This window comes from Bacillus sp. (in: firmicutes) (assembly GCF_031983925.1).
Classification (GTDB): Bacteria; Bacillota; Bacilli; order Bacillales; family Bacillaceae_G; genus Bacillus_A; species Bacillus_A pacificus.
On the sequence record NZ_DALYZR010000002.1, the window covers coordinates 276,779 to 288,232 of the forward strand.

Genomic DNA, 11,454 nt, shown 5'->3' on the forward strand with positions numbered 1-11,454 from the left:
ATCCCCCCTTTTAACTTGTTACATATATTTCTACTTTTTCTTCTTGAGATACAACGCTATCATAACCGAAGCAAACAGGAGCCCCGTTATACGGATCGATCATGACACGCGCATCAATATGAAATACTTCTTTTAATACTTCATTTGTAATAATCTCTTCTGGACTACCAGTTGTAACAATCTCCCCTTCCTTCATTGCAATAATTTCATCTGAAAACCTTGCTGCATGGTTAATATCATGTAGTACCATAACGACCGTACAATTATGTTCTTTATTTAACTTCTCCACAATTTGTAATACATCTAATTGATGAGACATATCAAGATATGTAGTTGGTTCATCTAGTAGTAACACTTCTGTCTCTTGTGCTAAAGCCATTGCTAGCCATACCTTTTGTCGTTGACCACCTGATAAATTTGCAATTTGTCTCGTTCGAAATGCAGAAGTTTTCGTTATATCTAATGCCCAGTCAATCATCTCTTTATCTTTTGAAGTTAACTTATTTACATTATTTCGATGTGGATAACGTCCATAAGAAATTAATTCTTCTACTTTAAGCTCTCCTGGCGCGATTGGAGTTTGCGGGAGTAAAGCTAACTGCTTCGCAATTTCTTTCGTTGGAATTGTATTTAGATCTTGTCCTTGCAAATATACTTTACCACTCTTTTGCTTTAAAATTCTTCCCATTGTTTTTAACAATGTTGATTTGCCGCACCCGTTTGGCCCTATAATTGTCGTTACTTTTCCTTCTTGTATTTCCACATTTAAATCGCGAAACACTGTAAGCTTTTCATAACTCGTTTCTAAATTTTTTGCACTTAAAATACTCACTTTTATTCCTCCTCTTACGCTTTCGCCTTATAAAGTAAATATAAGAAATACGGTACACCGACAATAGAAATAACGATTCCAACTGGTAACTCTACAGGTGTGAAAACTGTTTTTGCAATAAAGTCTGAAGCAATTACAAGAAACATTCCGATTACTCCGCACGTAGGAATGATATGCTTATGCTGAATACCGACAAGTCTTTTCGCTATATGCGGTGCCATTAATCCAATAAAACCAATACTCCCTGAAACAGCAACACATGCGCTCACAAGTCCGATACTACTTAATAGTAAAATTGATTTCTCTCTTTCTAGCGAAACACCTAAACTTGTAATACTCGTTTCTTCCAACTGAAATAAATCTAATAAATAAGCTTTCTTTTGTATGAGAGGAATTAATATGATAAGCCACGGCAACATGGCAATAATGTACTTCCAGTTTGCACTATATATACTTCCGGACACCCATACTGCAGCCATTTCAAAATCAGTTGACTTCATTTTGAGTGATAAATACATAGAAAATGCCCCAAATCCTGATCCAATTGCAATCCCTGTTAATAAAAGTCGCTGCGAATCTAACTTACCGTTTTTCCAAGAAAACAGATAAATGATGATAGCTGCACCTAATCCACCTACTAAACCAAACATTGGCATCATCATAATAGAAACCCAGTCTGTGCTTTTTAATTGTCCTTGGAAGAAAAACATAAAAATGACGATTGCTGTTCCTGCTCCGGCATTAACCCCTAAAATACCTGGGTCTGCCAATCCATTTCTCGTAATCCCTTGAATAACAGCACCTGCAACACCGAGACCTAATCCTACTAATCCAGCAATTATGATGCGCGGGAGACGGAACTCAAAAATAACTAAATCATGGTCTGGTACTGGATCTATTCTAAAGAGTGTTTTAAATACATCTGTAATCGTAATATCAAACGTACCATTCGTTAAACTAATATAAATAGCACATAGTATTAAAAATATAAGTATCCCCATCGTCATTCCGAAACGTTGATTTGAGCTTTTAAGCATGTCTCTCTCCTCCTCTTGTCCGGATTAAATACAGGAAGAAAGGAATTCCAATTAAAGATGTTACGACTCCAATCGGCGTTTCAAATGGATAATTTACAAATCTACTTAAAACGTCACATAACGCTAGAAAAACGCCGCCAATAACGCCTGCACATGGTAAAATCCACTTATAATCTACTCCAATTATAAAGCGAGTAATGTGCGGAATAATTAAACCTACAAAACCTACTTTCCCCACTAAAGCAACTGCTGTTCCTGTTAAAAAGATTACTGATAAAATAGCCATTGCTTTAACTAGTTTTGTACGCTGCCCTAGGTTAATAGAAACTTCTTCTCCTAAAGAAAGAATCGTAATAGATTTTGATATTAACAGTGCTAAAACTATTCCAATTACCCCAAAAGGTATTGTGATTTTAATTATATTAGGATCAACTTGATCTAACTTTGCATTAAACCAAAAACTAACATTTTGAGAAATTTGGAAATATGAAGCCATCGCGGCCGATACACTACTTAAAAATGTTCCAATAACCGTTCCGATAATTGCCAACCTAACTGGCGATAAGCCATTTTGAAGGAGTGAACCAAAACCAAATACGATACCGGCTCCTAATGCAGAACCAATCATTGAACATACAACCATACCAATCGATGACATTCCTGGAAGAAAAATCATACAAAGTGTAATAACAAAAGCTGCCCCATCCGTCACACCCATAATAGAAGGGGATGCAAGATAGTTTCTTGTCATCCCCTGCATAAGTGCTCCTGATATGGCTAGAAATGCTCCAACTAAAAGAGCTGCAACTACCCTTGGTAAACGTGAAGTAATAATGATATTATGATTTACATCACTTGAATCAAAATGAAATAACGCGTTCCACACCGTTTCAGCATCAATACTTTTCGCCCCATACAAAATAGAAAGTATAACTGTAAATAAGATGAGTATGGGTGCTATACATAATATGGTTACTGGTACTGCATTTGTTTTCTGCATATCATTCAACGCACCTTACTTAAAATATTATTTAGATAAATTTTTCACTGCTTCTTTTAAGAATGCTGTTTTACTCCAAGCAGTACCACCTTGTGCCATTGGATCCACAACGTTTACAAATACTTTCTTTTCTTTCGCAGCATTCATACTTTGCCAAATTGGATTACTTTCAATTTCTTCTAGCACTTTCGGGTTTTTATTTTCAGTTGTTTCATATTGTAAGAAAATATAATCCGGGTTAAGTTCAGCAAGTTTTTCAAATGAAATCTTCTCTTGTGCTTTTACAGTTTTTAATTGTTCTGGAGCAGTTAGCCCAAGATCTTTATAAATTACAGGGTTGAAGTATACTCCTTCTGGATATAGGAATAATTCGTTTGCCCTTAGTCTAATAACAAGTACTTTTTTGTCTTTTAACTTATCTCCTAGTTTTGCTTTTGCTTTTTCAGCGTCCGCATTGTAATCTTTAATAATTTTTTCCGCTTTATCTTTTTTGCCAGTTAATTCTCCCATTAACTTTAAGTTATCTTCCCAATTTGTTGAAACATGTGATACCGGGAATGTAGGAGCTACTTTCGTAAATTTTTCAGCTGTTTCTGCTGGGAATTTCGTACTTGATGTAATAACATCTGGCTTTAATTGAAGTAATGTTTCGAAATTTGGTTCCATTTTCTCACCAACAGATTTTGCACCCTCTAAATCTTTCTCAAGATACTTCGGTAATTTACCACCAACAGTAATTGCACCTACTGGCTTAATACCAAGTACCGCCGCATCTTCCATTGACTCTAAACTAGCTGTCGCAATTTTATCTACTTTTGCTGGCACTGTATATTCTTTACCTAAATATGTAATTTTTCGTTTTTCGTCTTTTTTCGTCTCACTAGCCTTTGTCTGTTGTGTTTTTTCTCCTGAAGTTTTATCTGCACTATTACATGCTACTAGCCCTACGCTTAAAACTGTAACCATCCCTAATGTAAATAACTTCTTATTCATCTTTATACATCTCCTCTCGAATTTTCAAAACTATATTCTCAATAAAATTTAACTATATGAAACTTGTCTTACATATATTTCATTAGATTAATAATTCTATCCAGAACTCATTCGCGTTCACTTCCCCTAAGCTATAATTCTTTTATACCTCATCCATTGATAATTATTTTCATTGATAATGATTATCATTACTAAGTATATATTTAATACGCAATTATTTCAAGAAAGATTTGAAAAATTTTAACAAAATGAATAAAAAAGAAGTATCCGCCTAATGTTAGGGGGATACTTCTTTTTTTAGAAATTTATATGTAATTCAACTGGGCCATGGTCTGATTCCATTACTTCACTATTAATTTTCGCCTCTGTTATTTTGTCTTTCATTCTTTCGGAAACAACAAAATAATCTAAACGCCATCCAATATTTTCACCTTTGTAATCTTGCTCTTACATTTGTGAATACATACATACGCACTTTATTCAGGTTATACTAATTTCAGAGGTGATGTTCTTTGTACAATGAAGGAGTTACGTTAACAAATGAGCATTGGCAAGCGATTATTCATAATGATTCTTCCTATGATAGCAAGTTCTTTTATGCTGTGAAATCAACCGGAATCTTTTGCAGGCCATCATGCAAATCAAGAATACCGAATAAAAACAATGTACGAATTTTTCATCATGCAGAGCAAGCGTTAAGTGAAAATTTTCGCCCGTGCAAACGTTGTAAACCAAATGGGCTCACTTTACCTAATGAAGAGTGGGTAGAACAAATTAAAAAGTATATCGAAAAACACTTTGATGAATTATTAACTCTCGACATACTTGCGGAAATGTGCCATGGTAGCTCATTTCATTTACAACGCACTTTCAAAAAAACGACAGGAATAAGTCCTATAGAATATATACAACAGTTCAGAATTGTTAAAGCGGCAGAACAACTATTACAAACAAATCAATCCATTAAAGAAATTAGTAATGCTGTTGGGATAGAAAACCCAGAATATTTCGCAACTTTATTCAAAAAGAAAACAGGATTTACGCCTACTGCATATCGAAAAAAGAATGAAATGAAAGAGGGTTACAATAATGAATTCCTACAAAAATGATTATATATATTGGACGCTACTTACACATGAAAATTGGCAATTTCATATTGCTGCAACTGAAAATGGACTATGTTTCATTGGATCACAAGATGAGACCTTTGAAGAATTAAATATATGGGCTAGAAAAAAGCTTCCCCAACATATATTGATCCATAGTCCAGATTACTTACAAGTATATACAAAAGAAATTATCGAGTATTTAGAAAACAAGCGAGAAACTTTTGCATTTCCTATCGATGCTTACGGAACTGAATTTCAATTATCTGTTTGGAATACAGTACGTGAAATTCCTTATGGGAAAACATATTCTTACACAGAAATTGCCGAAAGAATTCAAAAATCTAAAGCGGTGCGTGCCGTTGCTACTGCTATTGCAGCTAACCCACTTCTTATTACGATTCCTTGCCATCGTGTTATTGGAAAGAATGGGAAACTAACTGGCTTTAGAGGGGGATTAGAAATGAAGAAAGAATTGCTTACATTAGAAAAGTCGCAGGTAGAATTCTTATGACAGCAGAATATAGTAACGCATTAACTTTAGCAGTGCCAACAGAATTTAGTTTCCAAGAAAATTTACGCTATCTATCACGTTCTAACAATGAATGTATGTTTCACATTGAAGACAACAAAATTTATAAAGTTATCTCTGTTCACGATGTAAATCCTTTAGTTGCAATTAGTATGAATACAGATGGGCATATTCAAATACGTTTTTTAGAAGAATTATATACATCTGAAGAATCGATACACGAAGCTGTAGCTAACTATGTGAAGGATTGGTTTGATTTAACTACTGATTTAGCTCCCTTTTATACATTGGCTAAACATGATGTACTCCTTCAAAGACCAATTGAACAATATTATGGACTTCGTACTTTAGGTATTCCAGACTTATTTGAAGCACTTTCCTGGGGAATTATCGGTCAGCAAATTAACCTCACATATGCTTATACGCTAAAAAGAAGATTAGTCGAACACTTTGGAAATTATGTAGAATGGAACGATAGAAAACATTGGATATTCCCTTCTCCTGAAACGATTGCCAATTTACATGTAGAGGATCTCAAAAACTTAAAAATGACGACTAGAAAATGTGAATATTTAATCGGTATTGCAAAGCTTATTACAGAAGGAAAACTATCAAAAGAATCTTTACTGCAAATACAAGATGTGAAACAAGCTGAAAAACAATTAACCGCTATACATGGTATAGGACCGTGGACTGCCAACTATGTTTTAATGCGCTGTTTACGCTTTCCTTCTGCCTTTCCAATTGACGATGTTGGCTTGCACAATGCAATTAAATATATAACAGGTTCCGAAAGTAAACCGACTAAACAGGAAATAAAAGATTTTGCGGCAAATTGGATGAACTGGGAGTCTTACGCAACTTTTTATTTGTGGCGAGTATTATACTAAAAAACCAAGTAGCACATCTGCACTACTTGGTTCTTTTTTAAGCTTGTTCTTCAAATCGTCTTGCAATCTCTACAATAACTTGAACAGCTTTTTCCATAACATCTACCGAAACATACTCGAATTTACCGTGATAGTTTTCACCACCTGTGAAAATATTCGGCGTTGGTAATCCCATATATGATAGCTGTGATCCATCTGTCCCGCCGCGAATCGGATGAATGTTTGGTTCAATATTTAAACTTTTCATTGCCTCATATGCAATATCAACAATTTCTCTCACTGGTTCAATCTTTTCAAGCATGTTATAGTATTGATCATTCATTTCTAAAACGACTGCATCTTGTCCATACTTCTCTTGCATTTGCTTCACAATATTTTCAACGTTATGTTTACGCGCTTCAAAATTTTCACGATCAAAATCTCGAATAATATAATACGCTTTACTTTGCTCAACATCACCATTTAAAGAAAGTAAATGATAGAATCCTTCATAGCCCTCAGTATATTCCGGCGCCTCTTCTACTGGTAAATACCCATTAAACTCCATAGCAAGTTTAGTTGCGTTACGCATTTTATTTTTCGCTGTTCCAGGATGTGTATTCGTTCCGTTAAACGTTAACTTAGCACCTGCAGCATTAAAGCTTTCATATTCTAAACCACCTAATGGACCTCCATCCATCGTATAAGCGAATGATGCACCAAACGCTTCTACATCAAAATGTGCTGGGCCACGGCCAATTTCTTCATCCGGCGTAAATGCAACTCTTATTTTTCCATGCTTAATTTGTGGATTATGTACTAAATAGTTCATTGCAACCATAATTTCTGTCAAACCAGCTTTATCATCTGCTCCAAGAAGTGTCGTACCATCCGTTGTAATAATCGTATGACCTTTATAAGATGGTAACTCTGGGAATTGCTCTGGTGTTAACACAACATTTAGCTCTTCATTTAACGTAATTGCGTTCCCGTCAAAGTTTTCATGAATTTGCGGTTTTACATTTTTCCCTGTAAAATCTGTCGCCGTATCTAAATGTGCTAAAAAGCCAATTACAGGAACATCCTTATCCGTATTAGCAGGAAGTGTTGCCATTACATAACCGTTATCATCCATCGTCACTTCTGTTAACCCAATTTCTTTTAGCTCTTCCACTAATAACTTACCAAATTCAATTTGTCCAGGTGTTGTTGGCACTGTATGACTTTCTTCATTTGATTGCGTATCAATTTTTACATATCTCGTAAATCTTTCAATAAGTTCTTGTTTCAAACTCGTTCACTCCCTTTTATATTTCTTTCTCTATTATAATCCTTGAGACGAAATATTTTAACTTTTTTGACTGTGAATACATATATTTCATTTGCATTTTAGCTATTTTAAATACCAGCGGAAAAGTCGTAATATTTGTACATTAAAACTCTCACATGTAATATACATAATTATACAATATGGGAGGTTTTAAAAATGAGGCTAACTCTCTTTCGCTATTTTCTTTTTTTCTTAGGATTAATTTTTTTCGGCCTTGGAAATGCTCTTGCAGTAAAAGTTAAATTTCTCGGTTTACATCCTTGGGAAGTTTTAAACATGGCTCTCTACCAAAGGTTTGGATGGACCATTGGTACGTGGAGTGTCGTATGTGGATTATGTCTCGTTCTCATTTCTTTACTAGTAGATCGAAAATACATAAATGTAGGAACATTTTTAAATGCACTACTTATCGGTCCGATTATGGACTTTTTCTTACAATCAAATATTCTTCCAAACGCTAGTGATTATTTATGGTTAAACTTACTCATTTTATTTTCTGGCATTGCCATTACAGGTATCGGGGGAGGTATGTATGTTGCGGCTGGAATCGGCGCTGGACCTCGTGATGGATTCATGCTTACTATTTCCGACAAAACCGGTCTATCTATTAGCCGTGCTAGAATCATAGTAGAATGCGTTGTACTAGTTATTGGATTTATGCTCGGTGGCCCTGTTTTTGTCGTAACTTTTCTATACACTTTTATTCAAAGTCCAATCTTCCAGCAATCATTTAAAATGTTTCAAACACTCCTACATACTTTACAAAACAAAAACAAAGAGCAAATTAATAAAAATTTATAAAACACAACTTAATACAAATAAATTCACCCTATTTACGGCTCTCACCGCAAATAGGGCGTTTCTTTTTCATCTCACAATTTAAGAATATATGCTACTCATTCACAATAAAAGTATATACATCATTATAAATACAACCATTCACCCTAATAACGTACTTCCCAGGTTTACTAAAACGAATTGTGTATTTGTTTAGCTGAATTGCTTCTTTATCTCCAGAAAGAACATCAATGCTTCTGCCACTTAATACATATAATTCATTTAGATTCATCGATACATCAATTGCATTGAAATTCTCCTCTTTCATTTGCTGTACTTCCGCAGCGCTTACACTTGGTTCTAAAAACAGTAATCCACTTAATCCAATCGTCCCCGCTAAAGCAACTCCCGCAAACTTTTTAATTTGTTTCATTACAATGACCTCCTTATAGATTTTGCGTAAAGGTGATGTCCCCCTTACACCACAAAGCTATATGTAATGAAATAAAAAGTAAACGAGGACAGTAAGACAAAATTCTACATCTTTTTCTCCTATTGAATATAAATCCAACGTTTGGAGTTTTGTCACATTTAAAATTGTTTACTTAAACCAACTTTCAATTATATTATTCAGAAACTGAATAATTACTTATTGATTTAACATTCTAAAAATAGTTGATAAAAATACTTTCTATTCAAATAAGAAGATTTTGCTATAAAAGTAACTTTTACAATAAAGCCCATACAACCAATTTTATTCTGCTTTCCATAATCTCTCTACATTCATTAATTGTTCTTCTTTCAACTCCATCTTATATATATCTGGTTTTGACGTATTCATTAAAAATTCGAAACTATATTGCTTATCAAAATAATTCATCATGAGTGTCATGACAAGCCCATGTGTACCAATTACAATTTTTTGTCCTTGAAAATCCATTAAGATTTCTTTTAATACTTTCACTACCCTTCTTTGGCAATCCGCATATGACTCTCCTTCCGTTCGTGCAAAGTCCGGATTAGAGAACATCTTCTTTACAAGTGGATACACTTCTTTATCTGATATAATCCGGTCTTCACTTGCAAACCTACATTCTTTGAGATTTTCATATATTAATATTTCTTTTTCATAGAAATCGGCTGTTTTTTCTATCGTTAATACCGCTCTCTTATACGGACTTGAAATGAAAGTATCGATTCCCTCTGTTTTTAATATTTCTGTTACTCTATGAGCGTCTAAGCTTCCCTTTTCAGTTAATCCACGTGTTCTTTCACCCCCTTCTAATTTTGGTGATTCACCATGCCTAACCATATAGATATATGTATTCATACTTCCCCCTCGAAAATATTAATTCATTCATCTTTTATAAACTTTGCTGATTTGTCCGTTTAATCCATTCTCCTACTAAACTCTCGAACAATTCAGGTTGTTCAATTTGTAAATTATGCCCTGCCATATCTAACACCGCTAATGTCGCTCTTGGATAATCATCAATAATTTCTATAATATCTTGATAACCTACGGATATATCTTGCCTTCCAGCTAGTAAAAGAACAGGTTTCTCATATTTCATATGATGAAAATTCATAGTAAGAGAGTAATTTTTTTGCAACCTTTCAATAAACTCATAATTAGCAATATCTAGTCCCGGCTTAATCTCCTCTTTAAATCTCGTATATGTATATTCATTCGCGACCACTGCTAACTCGCAAAATTCTTCTCTATCAGTTGAAGTAAGCTTATTTAAAAACTCCTTATCTTGTACAATTACCTGTTTATTCGGGCGGATCCTTTTTTCTTGCTCCGCTACAACAACAGGACATACTAATAGTAATCCATTAACTCTTTCAAACAGCTTTGTGAGTATACCTCGAGCTAAATATCCGCCATAGGACTCCCCTACTAATAAAAAGTTTTTGGCTGGAATAATTTTTTCAATACATGCAATTAACAGTTCTAACATATGATCTGAACTATTTATCCAATCTGGAGCATTCGATTTCCCCATGCCAGGTAAATCAATATATATTCTTTGGTAACCTTTATATTTTTCGAATACTGATTCCATGCACCTCTGCATTAACCTATGATCAGGTGCACAGCCATGTATAATAATGACTGGTTTTCCTTCGCCAATAATTTCATAATATATTTCTGCATCCTTAATCCGGCATATCATAAAAAAGTCCCCCTAGTGTTCTATTCATGTTTACAGGCATCCCTCTCACCCCCATAGGAATACACGTTCTTATTTTATAACTTTTCAGAACATAATTTCAAATTTTATTTTTCAGATTTAAAATAAAAAAGCCTTCCATGAGTGTATCCCCTCAAAAGAAAGCTCTCTTACATATATTTCCTCCCACTTGAACTTCAAGCATAATTACACATTATTCTTCTAATTTCATCAACACAATTCTCCAGCCATCTGGATCCTCTATCGTTATCCCCTTATCTTTCCAATATGGGTTCTCTGGTTCGACTTCATCATATCCCAATGCGTGCAACCTTTTACTCACCTTTTTCATTTCACTATCTTCATGCATATAAAATACGAGTAAATTATCTTTTGTCGGAGCTGGACATGGGCTCCCATCTATATGTCTTGTAAATTCTAAATGATACTCTTCATCTGGGAGTCCAAACATGACCCCATCATAGCCTTCATGATCATAGAATTCACCTATACGTTTTAAGCCCAATCCTTTTTCATAGAATTCTATCACCTTTTCAAACTGATCAGTTGGACGTGCTATTCGAAACTTTACCCAGTTCTTCATGCTCTTCCTCCTATACTAGAGATTTCATACATACTTACGTATTATTGTATATACGCAACATCTTTTTGAAATCCCTCATTCGTATGAGAATAGATGCATACAAAAGTTTAGTTTATACTTTATAACATTCAATTTTATATAAAATTGAATGTTATACCCTTATGCAATTATACATATTCACTTGCGAACCACTAAAA

The 11,454-nt window shown here is 34.3% G+C and carries 13 protein-coding genes and 1 pseudogene; 4 read left to right on the forward strand and 10 right to left on the reverse strand.

Going from position 1 to position 11,454, the window contains the following annotated elements; all coding sequences use genetic code 11:
* Positions 1 to 10: 10 nt before the first annotated feature.
* The 5 genes and pseudogenes from RTP99_RS07585 to RTP99_RS07605 form a co-directional block, all read right to left on the reverse strand.
* A complete protein-coding gene (locus RTP99_RS07585) occupies positions 11 to 832 on the reverse strand; it encodes an ABC transporter ATP-binding protein (protein ID WP_000025777.1) in 822 nt (273 codons plus the stop codon).
* Positions 833 to 846: 14 nt separating this feature from the next.
* A complete protein-coding gene (locus tag RTP99_RS07590; protein WP_000920433.1) occupies positions 847 to 1,869 on the reverse strand; it encodes a FecCD family ABC transporter permease in 1,023 nt (340 codons plus the stop codon).
* The gene (locus RTP99_RS07595) at positions 1,862 to 2,869 is read right to left on the reverse strand and encodes a FecCD family ABC transporter permease (RefSeq protein WP_001173062.1); all 1,008 of its coding nucleotides are present in this window, start codon (positions 2,867 to 2,869) and stop codon (positions 1,862 to 1,864) included. The genes RTP99_RS07590 and RTP99_RS07595 overlap by 8 nt, the downstream gene beginning before the upstream one ends.
* 27 nt (positions 2,870 to 2,896) lie before the next feature.
* On the reverse strand, positions 2,897 to 3,862 hold the full coding sequence (locus RTP99_RS07600) for an iron-hydroxamate ABC transporter substrate-binding protein (protein WP_001035516.1): 966 nt from the start codon (positions 3,860 to 3,862) through the stop codon (positions 2,897 to 2,899).
* Positions 3,863 to 4,159: 297 nt separating this feature from the next.
* Positions 4,160 to 4,297: pseudogene (locus tag RTP99_RS07605) on the reverse strand (exodeoxyribonuclease III); the annotation flags it as partial.
* Between the two features lie 77 nt (positions 4,298 to 4,374).
* On the opposite strand from RTP99_RS07605, the gene RTP99_RS07610 reads away from it, so the two are divergent.
* Genes RTP99_RS07610 through RTP99_RS07620 form a run of 3 tightly spaced genes read left to right on the forward strand, consistent with a single transcriptional unit; the run spans position 4,375 to position 6,390 of the window.
* Complete coding sequence (locus RTP99_RS07610; protein ID WP_000282156.1) at positions 4,375 to 4,971, forward strand: bifunctional transcriptional activator/DNA repair enzyme AdaA; 597 nt, start codon at positions 4,375 to 4,377, stop codon at positions 4,969 to 4,971.
* Positions 4,952 to 5,482, forward strand: coding sequence for a methylated-DNA--[protein]-cysteine S-methyltransferase (locus RTP99_RS07615; protein ID WP_001089810.1), 531 nt, complete (start codon positions 4,952 to 4,954; stop codon positions 5,480 to 5,482). The genes RTP99_RS07610 and RTP99_RS07615 overlap by 20 nt, the downstream gene beginning before the upstream one ends.
* Positions 5,479 to 6,390 carry a DNA-3-methyladenine glycosylase family protein gene (locus tag RTP99_RS07620; protein ID WP_000123529.1) on the forward strand — a complete coding sequence of 304 codons (912 nt, stop codon included), beginning with the start codon at positions 5,479 to 5,481 and terminating at the stop codon, positions 6,388 to 6,390. The genes RTP99_RS07615 and RTP99_RS07620 overlap by 4 nt, the downstream gene beginning before the upstream one ends.
* Before the next feature lie 37 nt (positions 6,391 to 6,427).
* Here the strand turns inward: RTP99_RS07620 and pepT are convergent, their stop codons facing one another.
* Positions 6,428 to 7,660 (reverse strand): peptidase T, encoded by a 1,233-nt coding sequence (pepT, locus tag RTP99_RS07625; RefSeq protein ID WP_000807021.1) that lies wholly within the window; start codon positions 7,658 to 7,660, stop codon positions 6,428 to 6,430.
* A gap of 195 nt (positions 7,661 to 7,855) precedes the next feature.
* Here pepT and RTP99_RS07630 point away from each other — a divergent pair, with 195 nt between their 5' ends.
* Positions 7,856 to 8,500: a YczE/YyaS/YitT family protein gene (locus tag RTP99_RS07630; RefSeq protein WP_001241271.1), complete on the forward strand. Its 645-nt coding sequence runs from the start codon at positions 7,856 to 7,858 to the stop codon at positions 8,498 to 8,500.
* 91 nt (positions 8,501 to 8,591) lie between these two features.
* Here RTP99_RS07630 and RTP99_RS07635 read toward each other — a convergent pair whose 3' ends face one another.
* From RTP99_RS07635 to RTP99_RS07650, 4 genes are all read right to left on the reverse strand, one after another.
* Complete coding sequence (locus RTP99_RS07635; RefSeq protein ID WP_000809489.1) at positions 8,592 to 8,909, reverse strand: hypothetical protein; 318 nt, start codon at positions 8,907 to 8,909, stop codon at positions 8,592 to 8,594.
* Between the two features lie 321 nt (positions 8,910 to 9,230).
* Positions 9,231 to 9,806, reverse strand: coding sequence for a histidine phosphatase family protein (locus RTP99_RS07640; protein ID WP_001099564.1), 576 nt, complete (start codon positions 9,804 to 9,806; stop codon positions 9,231 to 9,233).
* A 34-nt stretch (positions 9,807 to 9,840) separates the two neighbouring features.
* Positions 9,841 to 10,656, reverse strand: a complete 816-nt coding sequence (locus tag RTP99_RS07645; RefSeq protein WP_000563088.1) for an alpha/beta fold hydrolase — start codon at positions 10,654 to 10,656, stop codon at positions 9,841 to 9,843.
* A 211-nt stretch (positions 10,657 to 10,867) separates the two neighbouring features.
* On the reverse strand, positions 10,868 to 11,257 hold the full coding sequence (locus RTP99_RS07650) for a VOC family protein (protein WP_000800657.1): 390 nt from the start codon (positions 11,255 to 11,257) through the stop codon (positions 10,868 to 10,870).
* Positions 11,258 to 11,454 lie beyond the last annotated feature (197 nt).